Below are 19713 nucleotides of genomic sequence, written 5' to 3'. Positions count from 1 at the left end.
GCCATGTCTTCCCTGCCTGATGCCCGGCCGCTGGCCGAACCGTGCCTGCCGCCCCTGGAGGCGGTGTTGTCCGCCGCCCATGCCCGCCAGCAGGTGGTGGGCGCGGTGGTCCTGGTGCGCCAGCACGGCCGGCTGCGCCATGCCAGCGCCAGCGGCTGGGCCGACCGCGAGCAGCAGCGGCCGATGCAGGCCGATGACCTGTTCCGGCTCGCATCGGTGAGCAAGCCGATCGTGACGGCCGCGGCGATGCGCCTGGTAGCGCAGGGCCGGGTGTCGCTGGATGCGCCGGTCACCGACTGGCTGCCCGAGTTCCGGCCCGCACTGCCCGATGGCACCCGGCCGGTCATCACCCTGCGCCAGCTGCTCAGCCACAGCGCCGGGCTGGGCTACCGTTTCCTGGAGGCAGACGCGCACGGCCCGCTGGCCCGTGCCGGGGTGAGCGATGGCATGGACGACAGCACGGTCAGCCTGCAGGAAAACCTGCGCCGGATCGCGCAGGCGCCGTTGCTGTTTGCGCCCGGGCAGGCGTGGAGCTATTCGCTCGGGGTGGACGTGGCCGGCGCCGTGCTGGAAGCGGCCACCGGCCTGCCCCTGGCACAGGTGGTGCGCCAACAGGTCACCGCGCCGCTGGGGATGGAGGCCACCGGCTTCCACACCGATAGCCCGGCGCGCCTGGCTACCCCGTATGTCAGCGATGCGCCGCAGCCGCACCGGCTGCGCGAGGGCGAGGTGGTGCCGCCGTTCGAGGGCACTGCCGGGATCAGCTACAGCCTTGCCCGGGCCGGCAATCGACATGCCTTTGCTTCTGGCGGCGGTGGCATGGTGGGTACCGCGGCGGACGTGATGCGCTTGTTGGAAGCGCTGCGTGGCGATGCGCACCGCAGCTGGTTGCCGGCGGCCAGCGTGGCGGAAATGGCACGCGCACAGGTCGGCGAACACGGCCCGCCGGACGCGCCGGGCTGGGGCTTCGGCCTGGGCTTTGCGGTGCTGCGCGACCCGCTCCCCACCGCCACGCCGCAGGCGGCCGGCAGCTGGCGCTGGGGTGGCGCATACGGGCATAGCTGGTTTGTCGATCCGGCCCGTGGCCTGAGCGTGGTGGCGTTGACCAATACCCTGTACGAAGGCATGCACGGCGCCTTCGTCGAGCAGGTGCGCGATGCGGTGTATGCCGGCCTCGCCGCAGGGGAACAGGCATGACCGGCGCAGGCGAAGGCGGCCAGGCCGCAGCGTGCGCGCTTGCCGCCGCGCCGCCCACGGCCGCGCGGCTGCCGTGGGGCGGCCTGCTGGCACTGGCCAGCGCCGGCTTCATCACCATCCTCACCGAGGCGTTGCCGGCCGGGCTGCTGTCGCCGATGAGCGCCGACCTGGGCGTGAGCCGTGCGCTGGTGGGGCAGCTGGTGACGGTGTATGCGCTGGGCTCGCTGCTGGCGGCATTGCCGATGACCGCACTGACCCAGCGGCTGCCGCGGCGGCCGTTGCTGCTGGCGGCCATCGCCGGCTTCGTGGTGGTCAATACGGTCACCGCGCTGACCCACGCCTACCCGGTGATGCTGGTGGCGCGCTTCATCGCCGGCATCAGCGCCGGCCTGCTGTGGTCGCTGGTGGCCGGTTATGCCAGCCGCATGGTGGCCCCGCACCTGCAGGGCCGGGCGATCGCGGTGGCGATGGTGGGAACACCGCTGGCGCTGTCGCTGGGCATTCCTGCCGGCACCCTGCTTGGGCAGACGATCGGCTGGCGCTGGGCCTTCGGGCTGATGTCGCTGCTCAGCGTGGGGCTGTTGCTGTGGGCGCGGCTGGTGTTGCCGGCACTGGCCGCTCCCGGCGCCGGGGCGCGCCAGACGCTGGGCCGGGTATGGCGGCTGCCGGGCATGCGTGCGGCCCTGCTGACCATGTTCCTGTTCGTACTGGCGCACAACGTGCTGTACACCTATATCGAACCGTTCGCCGCGCTGGCCGGTGCGGTGGGCTGGCTGGACCGCCTGTTGCTGGTGTTCGGGGTGGCGGCATTGCTGGGCATCTGGATCACCGGGGTGTGGGTGGACCGCTGGCTGCACCGGCTGGTGATCGCCAGCACCGCCGGTTTCGCGTTGGCGGCCCTGGCATTGGCGGTGTGGCCGGGGTCGGCGCTGGTGCTGGTGCTGGGCACGCTGGCGTGGGGCGTGGCCTTCGGTGGCGTGGCCACCCAGTTCCAGACCGCGGTGGCACGGCGGGCCGGTGCGGCCGGGGACATCGCGCAGTCGTTCGTGGTGACCGGTTGGAACCTGGCGATCGCCCTGGGCGGGGTGGTGGGTGGGGTGATGCTGGAAACCCTGGGCGAGCGGTGGCTGCCGGGCGTGCTGCTGGTGTTGCTGGCCGCCACCCTGGTGGTGGTGATGCGGCGGCCTGCGGCATGGGCCGCTGCCGCCAACTGAGCGAACCGTGCCCGGCAGGGCGCGGACGCGGCGTTATGCTGGTAGGCACTGCATGAAGGAGCGAACAGGTGCGTACGAGGTTGTTGCGATCGATGGGCGTGGCCTTGCTGCTATGGGCCGGGGCGCTGCAGGCCGCGCCGGCGCAGCGCATCGCGCTGACCATCGATGACCTGCCCTGGCAGCGGCTGGACGAGCGCCACGATCCAGAACTGGCCCGGCGCCATGCGCAACTGCTGGCCGCGCTGAAGGCCGCGCAACTGCCGGTGGTCGGCTTCGTCAACGAAGGCAAGCTGGAACAGCAGGGGCGGGTGCTGCCCGAACGGGTGCAGATGCTGCGCGACTGGCTGGATGCCGGGTTCGAGCTGGGCAACCACACCTACGGCCATGTCGATCTGCACGCGGTGGGGCTGCCGGCCTACGAGCAGGACATCCTGCGCGGCGAGCAGACCCTGCGCCCGTTGCTGGCCCGGCGCGGCCAGCCGCCGCGCTGGTTCCGCCACCCCTACCTGCGGACCGGCCAGGACCTGCAGCAGCGCGCCGCCCTGGCCGATTTCCTGCAGCAGCATGGCTATCGGATCGCGCCGGTCACGGTGGACAACAGCGAATGGATCTGGGCGTTCGCCTACGATCATGTGCGCGATACCGAGGCCGACCCGGGCGTGCGCCAGGCGCGCCTGCGCCAGCTGCGGCGCGGCTATGTGCCGTACATGCTCAACAAGCTGGACTACTACCAGCAGCAGTCGCAGCAGCTGCTGGGCCGACTGCCGGCGCAGGTGTGGCTGGTGCATGCCAATGCACTCAACGCCGACTGCATCGGTGAGCTGGTCGCCGCGACCCGCCGCCGCGGCTACACCTTCATCAGCCTGGAGCAGGCCCTGCAGGATCCGGCCTATACGCATGCCGACGGCTACCTCGGCGCCGGCGGGATCGGCTGGGTGCACCGCTGGGCGATGGCCGAAGGCAAGCCGCCGGCCTTCTATGCCGGCGAGCCCAAGGTGCCGCGCTGGGTACTGGCCCTGGCCGGGATCGACAACGAGTAACGCGCCTGCGTGGCTTATTCGGCAACGCTGCTGTTGGGGTTCTGCATGTCTTCGCGGGCCATGCCGTACTGCTCGCGGCGCTGCTGGTGGAAGGCCATGAAGGCATCGGGTGGCAGCGGCTTGGAGAACAGCCACCCCTGGCCGAATTCGACCTGGCGGGCCTGCAGGTAGGTCAGCTGGGCGGGGGTTTCGATGCCCTCGGCAACGGTGAACAGCCCCAGGGTCTTGGCCATGTCGATGATGTGCGAGGTGACCGGGCTGGTGGCGCTGTCGGTACCGATCGCGTCGATGAAGGATTTGTCGATCTTCAGCGCGTCCAGCGGCAACTGCTGCAGGTACTGCAGGCTGGAGTAGCCGACCCCGAAGTCGTCGATGGCCACGTTGTGGCCGGCGCGGCGCGCGATCGCCAGGGTGGTGCGCGCGCGCTCGATATCGATGAAGCCGCGTTCGGTGGCCTCCAGCCAGATCTGCTGGGGATGGATGCCGGTGCCGGCCAGCCTGGCCGACAGTACCTTGAGCGCGCGGCCGCTGCTGACGTCGCAGGCCGACAGGTTGATGGCGATATGCGCGCTGCGGTCGCGCACCAGCAGATCGCGCATGTCGGCGATCACCATGTCGATGACCTGGTCGGTCAGGTCTTCGATCAGGCCGTTTTCCTCGGCCAGCGGAATGAACAGGTCCGGGCGCACCTGGCTGCCGTCGGGGCGGCGCCAGCGCAGCAGCGATTCGGCGCCGACGCAGATGCCGGTGTCCAGTTCGATGATGGGCTGGTAGTGCAGGAAGAACTCGCGCCGGCGCACGGCAGTGGCCAGTTCACCGCGCAGCGACAGCCGCCGGCGCGACAGCCACAGCACCAGCCCCACCGCGCCCAGCGCGCCCAGCACGCCCAACGGAATGTACTGGCGGAACTGGGCGCGGAAGCTGGCGATCAGGTCGGTGCGCGGGGCGGTGGCGATGGCCAGCCACTGCTGGTCCTGCGCGGTGGCATACAGGCTGTTGCCGTCCATGCCGCTGTGCGGTTCGCGCAGCAGCAACTGCAGCAGCTGCTGGTCGGGCATCTGCTGCTGGGCGATCAGGCGCCCGTCGGGGCTGGCCACGGCCAGCCGCACGTTCGGGTCGGTGATCACATCGACCAACCGCGCCGGGTCCATCAGCACGTCGTGGCGGCCCAGCTGCACGGCCAGCAGCCCGGCGCCGTCGCCGGCGACCGGGCGCACCCCCAGGGTGATGCCGGCGCCATCGGCGGTGATGTGGTCCGGCACCGGCTCGGCGGTGTGCTGTTCCATCAGCCCCCAGGAGGTGCAGCGCAGCCGGCCCTGCTCGAAGTAGCCGATCTGCTCGGCCGAATGGGTGCTGACCACCAGCGCGCGCATCAGCCGCACATGCTCGGGCGAACACGGGGCCAGGGTGCTCTGGTTGAGCCGGCGCAGCGCCTTCAGCCCGGCCTCGTAGGCGCGGTGGGTGCGCAGCAGGGTGCGCTCGGCGGTGAGCTGCAGGCGTGCATGTTCGCTGTCGGTGGCCCGGGCCCAGGTGAAGTACCCCAGGATGGCGATCGGCAGCAGGGCCCCGAGCAGGGCGAACAGGACGGTGGCGGCGATGATCCTGGCGCGGTTCAAGCAGACCTCGAAGCCGATGGGTGGGGAACGGCGGACGGCGACGGCAGCCGAGCCGTGGCCCTGGTGCGCTATATGACCACTTGACGGAGGGGATTGGAATCGGATTCTTCCCCGATTGCCGTCGGCGTGGCCCCGTTCCGGGCATGGCGGGGACTGGTGGGGGGTGAAACCGTCAGGGCCGGGCGCCGTTACCGCCGGATCGGTATTCACCTTCGGTTCGCGGCCCGGGCCGGATCATCGCGCCGCACGACTGACGTGCCCCGACCCGAGCCGATGAAACCGACCCTGCCTGCCGCGCTGGTGCTGCTGTCGTTGCTGTTGCCGTGCGCGGCGTCGGCGCGCACGGTGTACCGCTGCGTGCGCGACAGCACGGTCAGCCTGGCCACCGCGCCGGAGCCGGGGTCGCGCTGCACGCCGCAGCAGATCGATGACAGCGCGGTGCAGACCCCCAACCTGTGGGGCAACATGGGGGTGTTCGCCGGCACTTTGTACGAACGCGAGCAGGATGGGGCGCTGGTGTATTCCACGCGCAACCTGCCCGGTTCGCGGGTATTCCTGAAGTTCACCGTGGCCACCCCGCCGGGCGAGCCGGCCCACCCGGGGCTGGGCAAGGTCGGCGCGCCGCAGCTCAACCGCCATGCCAAACAGTTCAAGGCCGCCGCGCGCGCCACCGGGGTGGATGATGCCTGGCTGCGGGCGATCGCCCATGCCGAAAGCGGCTTCGATGCCGGCGCGGTCTCGCCCAAGGGCGCCCAGGGGGTGATGCAGCTGATGCCCGATACCGCCACCGAGCTGGGGGTGGCCGACCCGCTGTCGGCCGAACAGTCGATCAATGGCGGGGCGCGCTACATGAAGGCGCTGCTGAAACGCTACAAGGGCGACCGCACCCTGGCCGCGGCCGCCTACAACGCCGGCATCGGCGCGGTCAGCCGCTACAAGGGCGTGCCGCCGTATGCCGAAACGCTGGCCTATGTGGAGAAGGTCAGCGCGCTGTACCTGCGCTATCGCGAGGCGATGGGGTTCAAGGTGGAAACCCCGGCGCGCTAGCGCCGGGCGCCGGGGCAAGGCTAGCCGCCGGGCCGGAACAGGGCGTGCTGTTCGCTGCGGCCGATCGCCTTGAGGGCGGCCTGCACGTCGGCACGTTCGACCACCTGCCACCAGCGCCGTTCCTGTTCGACATCGCCGGGCAGCGGTGGCACCGTCCGCAGCCGCTGCACCGACAGCAGCGCATCGCTGCGCGTTTCGGTGGAGTGCAGGCGCGCGATCAGGTCGGCGGCGGCCTGGTCCAGCGCATTGTCATAGAGCAGGGTTTCCAGCACGTAGCCGTCCGCATTGTCGGCATGGTCCTTCAGCCATGCCTTGGCACGGTCGGCCTGTTCGGTGTCGCCGAGCTGGCGGTGGGCGCTGAAGCGTACCCACTGCTGCACCGCTTCGCCGTACGGGCTGAGGTTGTCGCCGACGCGTGCGCTGGTCTCCAGCGCCTTGCGCGGCTGCAACAGCGCGGCCTGCCAGGCGGCCAGGTTCAACCATTGGCTGATGTTGGTCTGTCCTTCCTGCTTGAACTGCGCGGCGGCCTCCAGCGTGGCCAGCGCGGCATCGATATCGCCCAGCCGGCGCTGGGCGATGGCGCGGTTGTTGAGCAGCCAGGCGATATCGCCGGCGTCGTCGATATTGGGCGGCACCCTGGCGCTTGCGACGGCGCTGGCCATCGGCTCGGTCACCGCCAGCACCTCTTCGTGCTGGCCCAGCACCAGCATCGCCTGGCTGATATGCACCAGCGCGCTGGGCTGGTCCGGCGCCAGCAGGGCATTGACCCGCAGTGCATCCAGGTGGCGCTGGGCGGCCTGGACCGGATCGAAGCGGGGGTTGTTGCGGTCGATGTAGCGGTCGAAGCGTTTGTCCGCACGCAGGGCCAGGATTTCCATCGGGCTGTCGATGCGCTCCAGCGTCGCGGCGACGAGGTCGGACTGGCCGCTCTGGATCTGCAGCACCGCCAGCAGCCGCCAGAAGTCGGTCGGCTCGATCCCGTCCGGTTTCCAGTTGCGGTCGAACAGGACCTGCAGGAAGTCGCGGTACTCGGTGTCATGGCCGCGCAACAGCTGGCCCTGGGTGCCGGCCATGGCGAAGCCGACTTCGGGCAGGAAGGTATCGGCCTGGCGCAGCGAGCGGGTAATCAGGCGCGCGCCTTCGACGTGGTGCCCCTGCTCGGATTCGAGCACGCCGAGCAGATACAACGCGCGCGGTTCTTCCGGCGCCAGTTGCCGCGCGCTGCCCAGGTAGCTGCGTGCGGCGGCCGGTTGGCTGAGCTGCAGGGCGATCCAGCCGGCCACCACATAGGCTTCGGTGCGGTCGTCTGCGGGCAGCGTGGCCAGGCCGGGCTCGGCCAGCAGCCGTTCGAAGGCGACCAGCGCGCCCAGGGTGTCGCCCTGCGCGCCCTGCTGCGCCGCCTCGCGCAGGGCCTGCTGCAGTGCCCGGGTCTGTTCTTCGGTGGTGGCAGCGCGGCTGTCGGGCGTGGCGTGCACCGGTGCGGTGCCGGCCAGCGTCAGTGCGATCAGCAACGCGATGGGGTGTCGATGCAAACCCGGCATGGGCGCCTCCTTCCGTGGAATGAACCCCGATTGGAACCCGGGAGGGCGTGGCGGCACAAGCGCCGTCGACGCATCCGCCGCCGCGCATGGGTTTGCAGATGCGCGCCCAGCCATTATCGTCAGTGCCCTTCGGTGCAAAGAGATGGCAATGGGACGCAGCGCATGGGTGGTGGTGATCGGTGTGGCGACCCTGGCGTTGCTGGCATGGACCTTTCTGCATGAGCCCGGCCCGCCGCCGCCGCCACCGGCACCGGCGGCGACCGCGCTGGGCTGGAACGCGCAGATCGACAGCGTGGCCGGCGATGGCGTCGGTGGCCTGCTCGATGCGGCAATGCCAGGCCAGGCGCGCTTCGCCGATCCGTACGGGCTGGCGGTCGGTGCCGATGGCGTGGTCTATATCGCCGATGCCGGCGACAACAACCGCATCCGCCGCCTGCATCCGGACGGGCGCGTGGATACGCTGGCCGGGCAGGGCGAGGGCTGGCGCGACGGGCCTGCGCTGCAGGCGCAGTTCAATACGCCGTCGGGCATCGCAGTGGATGCGGCCGGCACGGTGTACGTTGCCGATACCGGCAACAACGTGATCCGCGCGGTCGCGCCGGACGGCCAGGTCCGCACGCTCGCCGGCGACGGCCAGCGCGGCTTCGCCGATGGCCCGGCCGCACAGGCGCGTTTCGATGCGCCGATGGGCGTGGCGGTCGGCCGCGATGGCCGCGTGTTCGTGGCCGATACCTACAACGACCGCATCCGCGTGATCGAGCCGGACGGGCAGGTTCGCACCCTGGCCGGCGGCGCGGCGCCGGGGCTGGTGGATGGCGTGGGGCAACTGGCCCGGCTGGATACGCCGGTGGCCGTGGTACTGGACCACCACGGCCGGCTGCTGATCGCCGACCTGTTCAACAATGCCGTGCGCCGGCTGGACACCGATGGCAGCCTGCAGACCGTGGTCGCCGATGGCGGCGTGCTCAGCGGCCCGCTGTCGGTGGCGGTCACCTTCGATGACGTGCTGTATGTGAGCGACGTCAACGGCAAGGTGGTGCAGGTGTCCGCGCACGGGCACCAGGTCGCCCTGGCCGGGGTCGCGCCGCAGCCGCGTTTTTCGCGGCCTACGGCGCTGGCACTGGACGGCCGCGGCGGGCTGTACCTGGCCGATGCGGCGTCCTACCGCGTGCACCGGCTGCGCCCGCTGGCGGCCACGGCCACCGCGGCACCGGCATTGATCGGGCCGGCGCCGCAGGCACCGCTGCCGGCCACCGCCGGCCGTTGGCCGCTGGCGCCGCAGGATGGCTGGCACGAGGTGGTCGGTACCCTGGGCGAGGTGCGCGGCACGTTCTCCGGCGAGAGCCGCCACCACCTGCACGACGGCTTCGACGTGCGCGGCGATGTCGGCCAGACCGTGCTGGCGGTCGCCGCAGGCAAGGTCAGCAGCCCGGCGGCCACCTGGTCAGTGGGCGGGCAGGCCGAGGGGATGTCGCTGGACCGGCTGCGCTACATCCACATGAAGGTCGGCCGCGATCCGCGCGACCGTCCCTTCGACGCGCGCTGGCCGCAGGTGTTCGATGACGAGGGCAAGCTGGAACGGGTGCGCGTGCGCCGTGGTACGCGCTTTGCCGCCGGCGATGCGCTGGGCAGCATCAACCGCATGGCCCACGTGCACCTCAGCGTGGGCGCCAGCGGTTTCGAGCGCAATGCGGTGGCATTGGGCTTCACCGGCTATGCCGACGCGTTCGCACCGCGCATCACCGGGGTTGAACTGCTGGACGATCTGGACCAGCCGCTCGCGCCCGGCGGCGATGGCCGGGTAGCGGTGCCGCGGCTGGGCCCGGGCGTGCAGATCGTGGTCGAGGCCTGGGACCAGGTGGACCGCAACCTGCCGCGCCGGCGGCTGGGCGCCTACCAGGTGGGCTACCAGATCCTGGACGCGCGCGGCCAGCCGCTGCCGGGCTATGAACAGCCGCGCTTCAACATCGTGTTCAACCGGATGCCGCGCGAACGCAGTGCGACCCTGGTCGCCTACGCGCCCGACAGCGGCATCACCGTGCATGGCAGCGCGCTCACCCGCTTCCGCTACCTGGTGACCAACACCGTGCGCGATGGCCTGGTGCAGACCGGGCGCTGGCAGCCCGATGCGCTGCCGGCCGGCGACTACCTGATCCGCGCCAGCGTGCGCGACTACAGCGGCAACGAAGGCGTGGGTGCGCGCGAGCTGAAGGTTACGTTGCTGCCGTAGCGCCGAGGCAGGCGCCGACGCGTTCGCGCTCGGCGTCCATGTCGGCCAGCGGCCGCACCTCGATGCTGCCGAACCGCGACCACGGGAACTGCCGGGCGATCTGCATGGCGTGCTCATGGTCGTCGGCGTTGATCAGGTTGAAGCCGGCCAGCAGCTCGTGGGTTTCGGCAAACGGGCCATCGGTGATCCGGGCCTGGTCCTGGCGCACGCGCAGGGTACGGGCACTGGCTACCGGCGCCAGCTTCTGTGCGATCACCAGGGTGCCTTGGGCCTGCAGCGCATCGGCGTGCACCAGGCAGTCGTGCATCAGGCGGTCGTATTCGTCGCTGGGCAGGGCCTGCAGCAGGCCCTCGTCGATATAGATGAGCAGCAGGAATTGCATGGCCGGACCGGTCGCGGACAGGGGTGTACATGATGCCGCAGTCCGCGTGTCGGCGGTGTTGCAGCGCGGCAGGGGCAGCGCCTGTTCAGGCCGGTCGCGGCGTGGTGCTGACGGGATCGGAATTTATTTTTGCGGGGGTGTCGATTTCCGTTCCACTGCGGCGTCGTAGGTAATGAAAGGCCCACTGCCGGGCCGCCGTAGAGGAAGCAACGATGAAAGTCATTGTCCTGGTAAAGGCCTCCGAGGCCAGCGAGGCTGGCCAGATGCCGACCGAAGCCGAGCTGCGCGCGATGGGCGCGTTCAACGAAGAACTGGTGCAGGCCGGGATCATGCTGGCCGGTGAAGGCCTGCACCCGACCTCGCGCGGGCGCCGGGTCGCCTTCGGCGAGGCCACGCCGCGGGTGATCGACGGCCCGTTCGCCGAAACCCGCGAACTGGTCGCCGGTTTCTGGCTGTGGCAGGTGCGTTCGCTGGATGAAGCCACCGAGTGGCTCAAGCGCGCACCGTTCGGCCCCGGCGACGTGGTGGAGATCCGCCCGATCTTCGGCATGGAAGATTTCGGCGAGGCCTTCACCCCGGAGCTACGCGCGCAGGAACAGCGTCTGCGCGACCAGATCGGCAGCCCCGACTGACCCACCCACCCCCGTACTCCTGGAGCATTCCCATGAAACTGATTCCGTTCCTGAGCTTCAACGGCAAGACCCACGAGGCCATGGCCTTCTACGCCCAGGTACTGGGCGGCAGGGTCACCTCGGAAATGAAGTACCGCGACATGCCGCCGATGGAAAGCACCGAAGGCTGTGGCGAGATGCTGCCGGAGACCCTGGACCACGTCGCCCACAGCCAGCTGGAAGTGGGCTCGGCCATCCTGATGGCCGCCGACAGCCCGTCCGGCCCCGGCGAGGGCACCACCACCATCAACATCGACGTGGACTCGCCCGAGGAGGCCGAACGCGTGTTCAAGGCGCTGGCCGACGGCGGCGAAATCAAGATGCCGATCGCCGAAACCTTCTGGGCCCACCGTTGGGGCTTTTTGATCGACCGCTACGGCAAGCCGTGGATGGTCAACTGCATGAAACAGCCCTGATCCCCAGCCCAAGGAGCCACAACGATGAGCGATGCACCCCAGATGATCTTCGTCAACCTGCCGGTCCGCGACCTGGACGCCACCAAGGCCTTCTTCACCGCGCTCGGCTACAGCTTCAATCCCACCTACACCGACGACAACGCGGCCTGCCTGGTGATCAGCGACACCATCCTGGTGATGCTGCTGGTGGAGAGTTTCTTTGCCCAGTTCACCAACAAGCCGATCAGCGATGCGCGCCAGCAGACCGAGGTGATCATTGCCCTGTCGGCGACCAGCCGCCAGGCGGTGGACGAGCTGCTGGACAAGGCGCTCAAGGCCGGCGCCAGCGAACCGCAGCCGGCGCGCGACTACGGTTTCATGTACCAGCGCGGCTTCCAGGACCTGGACGGCCACCTGTGGGAGATCGCGCACATGGACGGCGAGCCGGGTTGAGGCCGGCCCACGCATGACCACCGTGGCTTGTGCGCTGCGCTGCGCGGTGTTTCCATCGGCAGTATGGACACCGCGCTGACGCAACGACTGGACACTCTCTGGCGCATGGAAGCGCCGGCCCTGATCGCGCGCCTGACCCGGATGCTGGGCGGCGATGTCGGGCGCGCCGAAGAACTGGCCCAGGACACCTGGTTGGCCGCCCTGGAGCGATGGCCCGCACAGGGAGTTCCGGACAATCCGGGAGCGTGGCTGATGACCACCGCACGCAATCGCGCCATCGACGTGCTGCGCCAGCACCAGCGCGTGGCTGGCCAGCACGCGCAGTGGGGCAGCGAACTGGAGCCACAGCCGCTGCCGTTGCCCGACGACAGCGATGCGCTGCAGGACGACATCGGCGATGACCTGCTGCGGCTGATGTTCGTGGCCTGCCACCCGGTGTTGTCGGCCGACGCACGGGTGGCGCTGACCCTGCGCCTGCTGGGCGGGCTGACCACCGATGAAATCGCGCGCGCCTTCCTGCAGCCCGAACCCACCATCGCCCAGCGCATCGTGCGCGCCAAGCGCACCCTGGCGTCGAAGCAGGTGCCGTTCGAGGTGCCGCGCCACGCCGCGCTGCCGGAGCGGCTGGAATCGGTGCTGGAGGTGGTCTACCTGGTGTTCAACGAAGGCTATACCGCCAGTGCCGGCGATGACTGGATGCGCCCGGCGCTGTGCGAAGAAGCGTTGCGCCTGGGCCGGGTCCTGCAGCACCGGCTGCCCACCTGGCCGCAGGTGCATGGGCTGGTGGCGTTGATGGAACTGCAGGCCTCGCGCGCGGCGGCGCGGGTGGATGCGCACGGCAATGCGGTGCTGCTGCCCGACCAGGACCGCAGCCGCTGGGACTGGCTGCAGATCGCCCGGGGCCAGGCCGCGCTGCGCCAGGCGGTCGCGCTGGGCGGCGCCGACGACCCCTATGTACTGCAGGCGGCAATCGCCGATTGCCATGCGCGCGCGCGGCGGGCGCAGGACACCGACTGGGCGGCGATGGCCGCCTTGTATGCGCGCCTGGCGCAACGGCAGCCCTCGCCGGTAGTGTCCTTGAACCAGGCCGTGGCGGTATCGCGTGCACAGGGTGCGGCGGCGGCCTGGCCACTGGTCGAACAGCTGGCTGCCGATGCCCGGTTGCAGGGCTACGCACCGCTTGCGGCGGTGCAGGGCGACCTGCTGGCCCAGCTGGGCCGCCGTGCCGAAGCCCGCGCCGCCTTTGTCCGCGCGGCCGGGCTGACCGGCAACGCGCGCGAGCGCGCGGTCCTGGAGGCCCGAGCGCGGGCCCTCGCGGAAGGCTGACGTAATCACATCTTGCCCACGCCCAAGCTAAGGGCTATCGTTGCGCGCATTCAAGTTACCGACCCCGGGACCGTCCCTGGGCCGGACCACGACAAGGGACGCAGGCAGATGGTTTCAGGGAAGAAGCGGACGCGCGCGGTGGGCGCGTGGGTGGTGTTGTGCCTGTTGATGGTGACCGGGGGCGCATACGCGGCCGACAAGTCGCAGCAGGTCTACTGGGCCGGTTTCGCCTTTACCGGTGAAGCATCGGCACGCAACGACGTGGCCCCGCACAGTACCCGGGTGATCCAGGCCCGCGGCGCGGACACCCTCAACCAGCAGCTGGGCGCGGCCCTGCGCCGGCAGCCGCCGGCCCACCTGCAGCTGATCAGCGACCAGCTGGCCAAGCTCGATGGCACTACCAGCGCCACCGTGCTGGCCGCTGCACTGGACCGCGAACTGGTCTCGGTCGAGCCGATCGGCGACCAGTACAAGGTGCTGGTGGAAGTGGCGCTGCAGGCGCTGTTCTTCGATTTCCGCGAGCGCCAGGTGGTGGCCTCCTATCCGCTCACCCTGCAGCGCATCGACCTGCTGGAATACCGCCCCGACCAGGACGAGATCGACGCGATCGTCGCCGACCTGCTGTACGGCGGGGCGGCCACCGGCCTGCCCACGGTGCTGGCCAAGACCCTGGCCAACGCGCAGTTGCCCAATGCCTCGGTGCGCCGCCTGCAGGTTGGCGCGGTGACCTTGTCCGATGCCGCGCGCGCCAAGCTGCCCAACCCGGCGATGGAAGCGACGCTGCGCGCCACGCTGGCCCACGAACTGTCCAAGGCGCTGTCGTCCAATACCGGCATCGGCCTGTTGCCGCCGGCCAGCGGCGAGGCGATCGGCGGGGCGATGGCGGCGCGCTTTGCCGACGGCAAGGTCTACCAGCTGAAGATTCCCGAGCCGGACTACGTGATCAAGCTGCAGCTGGATGCGATGAAGAGCGGGGTGGTCAGCGAAACGCCGGTGATGAAGACCATGCTGTTCGGCGCGTTCTTCCAGGTGTCGGTGGTCGAGCCGTTCTCCGGCAAGGTGTACTTCGACCAGCCGCTGCGCAAGGGCGCCACCAAGGTGGTGCCGGTCACCCAGTGGCAGGTCGACCAGTGGTCGGCCGGCTATGAAACCGTGCTGGCCGGGCTGGATGCCTTCGCCGGTGCCGCGGCCAAGCGCGCCGATGCGCGCGCCTGGCTGGACGAACAGAAGCCGGGCGGACGCCCGCTGCAGCAACAGACCCAGGCCCTTCAGGAGTTGATCAAATCATGTCGTTGATTCGTGCCGTATTGCTGATTCTCATCGCGCTGCTGGTGACCGCTCCGGTCGCCGCGCAGACCGCCAGTTCGCGTGGCACCGGGTCGGCCAGCTATGGCCTGCGCCTGAGCGCGGACACCCGTGCGCAGGCCCTGAACAAGGCCAAGGTCAACGCACTGGAGGCCTACATCGCCGAATCCGGCGCGGCCAAGCTGCGCCTGTTCGAAGCGCGCCGCGCCGAAATGATCGGCGAGATCGACCGCTACGTGCTGTCGGCGGTGCCGCTGTCCGAAGACGAAGACAAGAAGGCCAAGACCTACTCGGTCACCGTCCGTGCCGAAATCAACACCACCCTGCTGCAGGCCAAGCTGGATGCCGGCTCGGCCGTGGCCGGTGCGCGCAGCAACGAGCGTTCGCTGCTGACCTTCCTGTTCATGGCGCGCTCGCAAGACACCGTGCAGTCGTTCCAGGACAAGGAATACCGCCGCGTCGACGCCAGCCGCAGCTATGACGAGAAGACCCGCGAAGGCGACAGCTTCCGCGGCAACTCGGTCAGCACCAACGGCAGCATCAACCAGAACGCGTCGGTGTCGGTCACCAGCGGCGGCAGCACCACTGCGCGCAGCGACAACATCAGCTGGAAGGTGGCCAACGCCGCCGAAGTCAACACCGCCATGACCGGTGCCTTCAGCAGCGCCGGCTATGAAGTGGTCGAAGCCGAATACGTCGAAGGCGAAAGCCGCGGCCTGCTCAGCATCGAGCGCATCCGCAAGGATTTCAGCACCGGCAACGACCTTTCCGCGGCCACCCTGCGCGACACCGCCAACGGCATCCGCGCGGCCAACATCCCCTACATCGCGGTGGGCACGCTGGACATCGGCATGCGCGACCGTGACCCGGTCTCGGGCAACACCCGCGTGTACGTGACCGTGACCGGCAAGGTGCTGGACGTGACCGGGCGCTTCCCGCGCACCGTGTCCTCGGTCGGCCCGGTGCAGTACGCCGGCCTGGGCCCGAATGAAACCGTGGCCCGTACCAATGCCCTGCGCGAAGCGGCCGAGAAGGCTGCCCAGCAGATGATCAACGAACTCAACGTCAAGGCCGTGCGCTGATCCAGCGCCGCCGAACGCCTGCCGACCACGGTCGGCAGCCACCCGCACGACAGCCGGCCGAGGGTCGGCAACCACCCACCCATAAGGAATCCACCATGATCCGCAAGACCCTGATCGCACTGGCCATCGCCACCACCTTCGCCGCCCCGGCCCACGCCCAGCTGGGCAAGCTCAAGGGCCTGGTCGGCGGCGGCGACAGCGCCGCCTCCAGCAGCGCCGCAGCCCCGGACGAAGCCGCGCAGGAAGCGCTGGTGCGTCGTTTCGTCAGCTCGCAGTCGCATTCGCTGCAGGCCCAGACCTCGTTCGCCCGCGCTTTCGGCCTGGCTGAGCAGGTGCAGCTGCTGGAAGCCGAGCGCACCGCGCTGTCGTCCGGTTCGGTCAACGTCGACCAGATGAAGAAGTCGGTGTCGGTCAGCGAAAACGCCCAGGCCGCGATCAACGAGCGCGTCGCCGCGCAGCCGGAGCTGAGCGCCGAGTCCAAGAAGCATTACGCCGACGGCCTGGTGGCCTTGGTCGCCTCGGCGGCCGAAGGCCAGAAGCTGAGCGGTGAAGCCAGCAACTTCGCCGCCGGCATGAAGAGCCTGGGCGCCACCCAGCTGGCCACCGCCGGCCGCAAGCTGGCGGCAGGCGCCTGGGTTGCCAAGGAATCGCCGGGCTACCTGAAGGGCCTGTACAACTCCTCCAAGTCGGCGATGACCTTCGCCCGCGCCAGCAAGATCAAGGTGCCGGGCAATGCCGATTCGATGCTCGACGGCCTGAACTGATCCAAGGACGGCCACGCATGCAGACCTCCATCCGACTGTTGAGCCTGGCCCTCACCGCCACCCTGCTTGCCGCCTGCGGCAAGCAGGAGGCAGCGGTGGAGGCGGTACCGGCCAAGCCTGAAACCAAGCTGGCCCAACCGGCCGACGAACCGCTGCGCGGCGCCCCGGATTTCGGCGGCACCACCCAGGTGGCGCGCGAAGCCGAGGGCATCGGCAGCACGCCGGAGCTGGCGGTGCTGGCGGCGCTGCAGTCGGCCGTGGCCCAGGTCAACGGCGTGCGCGTGGCCAGCCAGATGCAGGGCATCCGCGCCGGCCTGCATGTGGACGTGGACGGCGAGCACGTCGGCGATATCCGCGCCGACGCGTTCTCCCAGCAGATGATCGCCGCCTCGCAGGGGGCGGTGCTGGGCTATGAAATCCTCTCGCAGGACGAAGTCACCCAGCTCGATGAAGAAGTGATCGCGCGCGTACGCGCCAGCGATGCAGGCTTCACCTATTCGGCCTCCGCCTCGGCCAGTGGCTCGGCGCAGGCCAGCGCCGAAGCCAGCGATGGCGTCGGCTCGGCTTCGGCCAGCATCAAGGAAAGCTACAAGGAACAGGCCAAGCTGGATGCCAAGCGCGGCGCCCGGTCGTTCGAATCGGACGTCAACCGCCGCACCCTGCGCAGCTACTGGAAGGTGCGGATCAAGGCCGATATCGCCAAGTACCGTGCTCCGGACGAACAGGGCCGGCCGAAGATCGTGGTGGCCCAGCCGCATGTGCGCGCCGGTACCTATGCGGTCGGCGACGGCCGGGTCGACAGCGACGAAGTGGCCCGCGCGATCCGCGCCCGGCTCAACGACACGCTGACCCAGACCAAGCGTTTCATCGTGCTCGACCGTGAGTTCGGCGAGGAAATGCAGGCCGAGATCGACCACATCAACAGCGGCAACGTGCGCCTGCAGGACACCGCGCGGCTGGGCCAGCAGCTGGCCACCGACCTGATCCTGATCCCCACCATCGAACGCTTCGAGTACCCGCGCAGCGTACGCCAGCTGCGCATGTCCGACCGCCAGGTCAGCTCGTACTCCGGCGGTGGCCGCATCACCCTGCGGCTGATCAACGCCGCGACCGGCGAGGTGGTGATGTCCGACAGCTTCGACCACCAGTTGGCCTCGACCGGCCCGAGCACCCTGCCCCGGGTGGTCAACGGCAAGGGCATGGCCGCGGCGATGATGGATTCGTTGTCCGGCCAGATCGGCAGCGCGATCATCACCGAGATCTTCCCGGTGTCGGTGGTGTCGATGAGCGGCGACCAGGTGGTGTTGAGCCAGGGCGGCGATTCGCTGCAGGTCGGCCAGCGCTGGCAGGCGGTGATGCTGGGCGAAGCCCTGAAGGATCCGCAGACCGGTCGTTCGCTGGGCCGCACCGAGACCCCGTGCTGCACCATCCGCATCGACCGGGTGGCCGCGCAGACCTCCTACGGCACCCTGGAAGGCGCTGCGGACCTGGGCGGCGGCAGCTTCAAGCCCGGTGCGATCGAACTGCGCCAGAAGGCCGCGCCGGTGAAGGCCGCCGCGACCGCCACGGCAGCGGGCACGGCCAAGCCGGCTGCCCGGCGTGCGGCGGCCCCGAAGCCGGCGGCGCCGGCCGAAGACCCGAACTGGTAACCGTTGCCGGCCCGTAGAGCGGGGCTCTGCCCCGCTGTCGCGGCCATGCCCGGCATCGCCTACGGCCGGGCAGCGCCCGCCGCTGCGTCCATCGCCTACACTCGGGATCCAAGTGGTCCCGTGTGTGGAGAGAGCGATGAAGCGAGTAGTACTGAGCGTGCTGGCCCTGTCGGTGTCCGGCGCCCTGATGGCGGCAACGCCGAAGTTCGATGGCGCGCGGATTTCCGCCGACGTCAAGGAGCTGGCCTCCGACGCCTATGAAGGCCGCTCGCCGGCAACCGCCGGTGAAGCCAAGACCATTGCCTACCTGAGCAAGCAGTTCGCCGCGGCCGGGCTGCAGCCCGCTGGCGACCTGCAGGACGGCAAGCGCCTGTGGACCCAGGCCGTACCGCTGCTCAAGGGCGATATCGTCGGTACGCCGGACCTGTCGCTGCGCAGCCAGGGCAAGCCGCAGGCGCTGAGCCAGGGCCAGGAAATCGCCGTGCGCGCGGCGATGAACGGCGCCAACGCGGTGGACATCAACAACGCGCCGCTGGTGTTCCTCGGCTACGGCGTCAACGCGCCCGAGCGCAACTGGGACGACTTCAAGGGCGTGGACCTGAAGGGCAAGATCGCGGTGGTGCTGATCAACGACCCGGACTTCGAAAGTGGCCAGGGCGACTTCGACGGCAAGGGCATGACCTACTACGGCCGCTGGACCTACAAGTACGAGGAAGGCGCGCGCCAGGGCGCGCTGGGCGTGCTGATCGTGCACGAGACCGCACCGGCGTCCTATGGCTGGGCCACCGTGGCCGGTTCCAATACCAACACCATGTTCGATGTGGTCCGCGACAAGCCGGCCCAGGCCCATCCGCTGCTGGAAGGCTGGATCCAGCGCGATCTGGCGGTGGACCTGTTCAAGCGCGCCGGGCTGGATTTCGAGCAGCTCAAGCAGCAGGCGCAGACCCGCGATTTCAAGCCGGTGGAACTGAAGGGGGAGACCTTCTCGGCCAAGTATGCGGTCAAGACCGAGGTGATCACCTCGCACAACCTGGCCGCGCGCCTGGAAGGCAGCAAGCACCCGGACGAGACCGTGGTGTACAGCGCGCACTGGGACCACATCGGGGTGGGCAAGCCCGACGCCAGCGGCGACACCATCTTCAACGGCGCGCTGGACAATGCCAGCGGCACCGCCTCGCTGCTGGAGCTGGCGCGCGGCTATGCCAAGGGCCCGCTCCCGCAGCGCTCGGTGCTGTTCCTGGCGGTGACCGCCGAGGAGAAGGGCCTGCTCGGCTCGGAGTACTACGCCAGCCACCCGCTGTACCCGCTGGGCAAGACCGTGGCGGTGATCAACATGGACGGCATGGCGCCGTTCGGCCCGTCGCGCGATTTCGGCATCTACGGCTCGGCCAGGCTGGAACTGCTGGACCAGCTCAAGGACGTGGCCAAGGGCTGGGACATCCGCTACACCCCCGACCCGAAGCCGGAAGCCGGCCTGTTCTTCCGCTCGGACCACTTCCCGTTCGCCAAGCGCGGCGTGCCGGCGGTGTCCTATTCGGCCGGCCAGGACTGGGTGGACGGTGGCGTGGCCGCGGGCAAGGCCGCCTCGGACGACTACACCGCCAAGCGTTACCACCAGCAGGGCGACCAGTGGCAGCCGGACTGGAGCTTCGCCGGCGCCGCGCGCGACCTGGAAGTGCTGTACACGCTGGGCAACCAGCTGGCCAATTCGCGTACCTGGCCGAACTGGAGTGAAGACTCCCAGTTCCGTGCCCCGCGCGATGCCAGCGCCGCCGAACGAAAGTAGTGCCGGCCGCTGGCC

General features: G+C 69.7%; 17 protein-coding genes. 14 read left to right on the top strand and 3 right to left on the bottom strand.

The window, feature by feature from the left end; all coding sequences use genetic code 11:
• The first annotated feature begins 3 nt into the window (after positions 1–3).
• The 3 genes from IC535_RS04970 to IC535_RS04960 all read left to right on the top strand — a co-directional run bounded on the left by IC535_RS04970 (position 4) and on the right by IC535_RS04960 (position 3451).
• Complete coding sequence (locus IC535_RS04970) at positions 4–1197, top strand: serine hydrolase domain-containing protein (protein ID WP_228885804.1); 1194 nt, start codon at positions 4–6, stop codon at positions 1195–1197.
• Complete coding sequence (locus tag IC535_RS04965; protein WP_228885803.1) at positions 1194–2411, top strand: MFS transporter; 1218 nt, start codon at positions 1194–1196, stop codon at positions 2409–2411. Before IC535_RS04970 ends, IC535_RS04965 begins: the two co-directional genes overlap by 4 nt.
• Before the next feature lie 92 nt (positions 2412–2503).
• A complete protein-coding gene (locus IC535_RS04960) occupies positions 2504–3451 on the top strand; it encodes a polysaccharide deacetylase family protein (protein WP_228885844.1) in 948 nt (315 codons plus the stop codon).
• Between the two features lie 14 nt (positions 3452–3465).
• Here IC535_RS04960 and IC535_RS04955 read toward each other — a convergent pair whose 3' ends face one another.
• On the bottom strand, positions 3466–5067 hold the full coding sequence (locus IC535_RS04955; RefSeq protein WP_228885802.1) for an EAL domain-containing protein: 1602 nt from the start codon (positions 5065–5067) through the stop codon (positions 3466–3468).
• Positions 5068–5340: 273 nt separating this feature from the next.
• Between IC535_RS04955 and IC535_RS04950 the strand changes: the two genes are divergently transcribed.
• Positions 5341–6114: a lytic transglycosylase domain-containing protein gene (locus tag IC535_RS04950; RefSeq protein ID WP_228885801.1), complete on the top strand. Its 774-nt coding sequence runs from the start codon at positions 5341–5343 to the stop codon at positions 6112–6114.
• Positions 6115–6134: 20 nt separating this feature from the next.
• Here the strand turns inward: IC535_RS04950 and IC535_RS04945 are convergent, their stop codons facing one another.
• A complete protein-coding gene (locus tag IC535_RS04945) occupies positions 6135–7655 on the bottom strand; it encodes a tetratricopeptide repeat protein (protein WP_228885800.1) in 1521 nt (506 codons plus the stop codon).
• 148 nt (positions 7656–7803) lie between these two features.
• Between IC535_RS04945 and IC535_RS04940 the strand changes: the two genes are divergently transcribed.
• Entirely contained in the window at positions 7804–9885 is a 2082-nt protein-coding gene (locus IC535_RS04940; RefSeq protein WP_228885799.1) for a gluconolaconase, read from the top strand.
• Here IC535_RS04940 and IC535_RS04935 read toward each other — a convergent pair.
• Positions 9869–10267 (bottom strand): YciI family protein, encoded by a 399-nt coding sequence (locus IC535_RS04935; RefSeq protein WP_228885798.1) that lies wholly within the window; start codon positions 10265–10267, stop codon positions 9869–9871. The two genes, IC535_RS04940 and IC535_RS04935, sit on opposite strands and share 17 nt — an antisense overlap.
• A 212-nt stretch (positions 10268–10479) precedes the next feature.
• Between IC535_RS04935 and IC535_RS04930 the strand changes: the two genes are divergently transcribed.
• The 9 genes from IC535_RS04930 (at position 10480) to IC535_RS04890 (ending at position 19698) form a co-directional block, all read left to right on the top strand.
• On the top strand, positions 10480–10899 hold the full coding sequence (locus IC535_RS04930; RefSeq protein WP_228885797.1) for a YciI family protein: 420 nt from the start codon (positions 10480–10482) through the stop codon (positions 10897–10899).
• A 32-nt stretch (positions 10900–10931) separates the two neighbouring features.
• A complete protein-coding gene (locus IC535_RS04925; RefSeq protein WP_228885796.1) occupies positions 10932–11354 on the top strand; it encodes a VOC family protein in 423 nt (140 codons plus the stop codon).
• A 24-nt stretch (positions 11355–11378) separates the two neighbouring features.
• Positions 11379–11786 carry a VOC family protein gene (locus tag IC535_RS04920; protein WP_228885795.1) on the top strand — a complete coding sequence of 136 codons (408 nt, stop codon included), beginning with the start codon at positions 11379–11381 and terminating at the stop codon, positions 11784–11786.
• A 63-nt stretch (positions 11787–11849) separates the two neighbouring features.
• On the top strand, positions 11850–13112 hold the full coding sequence (locus tag IC535_RS04915) for an RNA polymerase sigma factor (protein ID WP_228885794.1): 1263 nt from the start codon (positions 11850–11852) through the stop codon (positions 13110–13112).
• Between the two features lie 168 nt (positions 13113–13280).
• Positions 13281–14408: a hypothetical protein gene (locus IC535_RS04910; RefSeq protein WP_306433080.1), complete on the top strand. Its 1128-nt coding sequence runs from the start codon at positions 13281–13283 to the stop codon at positions 14406–14408.
• Positions 14399–15499, top strand: a complete 1101-nt coding sequence (locus IC535_RS04905) for a hypothetical protein (protein ID WP_228885792.1) — start codon at positions 14399–14401, stop codon at positions 15497–15499. The genes IC535_RS04910 and IC535_RS04905 overlap by 10 nt, the downstream gene beginning before the upstream one ends.
• 95 nt (positions 15500–15594) lie before the next feature.
• On the top strand, positions 15595–16263 hold the full coding sequence (locus IC535_RS04900) for a hypothetical protein (protein WP_228885791.1): 669 nt from the start codon (positions 15595–15597) through the stop codon (positions 16261–16263).
• A 17-nt stretch (positions 16264–16280) separates the two neighbouring features.
• Positions 16281–17912, top strand: a complete 1632-nt coding sequence (locus tag IC535_RS04895) for a CsgG/HfaB family protein (protein ID WP_228885790.1) — start codon at positions 16281–16283, stop codon at positions 17910–17912.
• Between the two features lie 136 nt (positions 17913–18048).
• Positions 18049–19698, top strand: coding sequence for a M28 family metallopeptidase (locus tag IC535_RS04890; RefSeq protein WP_228885789.1), 1650 nt, complete (start codon positions 18049–18051; stop codon positions 19696–19698).
• Positions 19699–19713: the final 15 nt, after the last annotated feature.

Origin of the sequence: Stenotrophomonas rhizophila (assembly GCF_020857975.1) — a bacterium.
Classification (GTDB): domain Bacteria; phylum Pseudomonadota; class Gammaproteobacteria; order Xanthomonadales; family Xanthomonadaceae; genus Stenotrophomonas; species Stenotrophomonas rhizophila_C.
The sequence above is the reverse complement of the archived record's forward strand: the minus strand, read 5'-3'. Positions and strand labels throughout refer to the sequence as shown.

Excerpts from the sequence above, each read along its gene's own strand:
- IC535_RS04970 (WP_228885804.1), top strand. The coding sequence starts at position 4 with ATGTCTTCCCTGCCTGATGCCCGGCCGCTGGCCGAACCGTGCCTGCCG.
- IC535_RS04965 (WP_228885803.1), top strand. The coding sequence starts at position 1,194 with ATGACCGGCGCAGGCGAAGGCGGCCAGGCCGCAGCGTGCGCGCTTGCC.
- IC535_RS04960 (WP_228885844.1), top strand. The coding sequence starts at position 2,504 with ATGGGCGTGGCCTTGCTGCTATGGGCCGGGGCGCTGCAGGCCGCGCCG.
- IC535_RS04950 (WP_228885801.1), top strand. The coding sequence starts at position 5,341 with ATGAAACCGACCCTGCCTGCCGCGCTGGTGCTGCTGTCGTTGCTGTTG.
- IC535_RS04945 (WP_228885800.1), bottom strand. The coding sequence starts at position 7,655 with ATGCCGGGTTTGCATCGACACCCCATCGCGTTGCTGATCGCACTGACG.
- IC535_RS04940 (WP_228885799.1), top strand. The coding sequence starts at position 7,804 with ATGGGACGCAGCGCATGGGTGGTGGTGATCGGTGTGGCGACCCTGGCG.
- IC535_RS04935 (WP_228885798.1), bottom strand. The coding sequence starts at position 10,267 with ATGCAATTCCTGCTGCTCATCTATATCGACGAGGGCCTGCTGCAGGCC.
- IC535_RS04930 (WP_228885797.1), top strand. The coding sequence starts at position 10,480 with ATGAAAGTCATTGTCCTGGTAAAGGCCTCCGAGGCCAGCGAGGCTGGC.
- IC535_RS04925 (WP_228885796.1), top strand. The coding sequence starts at position 10,932 with ATGAAACTGATTCCGTTCCTGAGCTTCAACGGCAAGACCCACGAGGCC.
- IC535_RS04920 (WP_228885795.1), top strand. The coding sequence starts at position 11,379 with ATGAGCGATGCACCCCAGATGATCTTCGTCAACCTGCCGGTCCGCGAC.
- IC535_RS04915 (WP_228885794.1), top strand. The coding sequence starts at position 11,850 with ATGGACACCGCGCTGACGCAACGACTGGACACTCTCTGGCGCATGGAA.
- IC535_RS04910 (WP_306433080.1), top strand. The coding sequence starts at position 13,281 with ATGGTGACCGGGGGCGCATACGCGGCCGACAAGTCGCAGCAGGTCTAC.
- IC535_RS04905 (WP_228885792.1), top strand. The coding sequence starts at position 14,399 with ATGTCGTTGATTCGTGCCGTATTGCTGATTCTCATCGCGCTGCTGGTG.
- IC535_RS04900 (WP_228885791.1), top strand. The coding sequence starts at position 15,595 with ATGATCCGCAAGACCCTGATCGCACTGGCCATCGCCACCACCTTCGCC.
- IC535_RS04895 (WP_228885790.1), top strand. The coding sequence starts at position 16,281 with ATGCAGACCTCCATCCGACTGTTGAGCCTGGCCCTCACCGCCACCCTG.
- IC535_RS04890 (WP_228885789.1), top strand. The coding sequence starts at position 18,049 with ATGAAGCGAGTAGTACTGAGCGTGCTGGCCCTGTCGGTGTCCGGCGCC.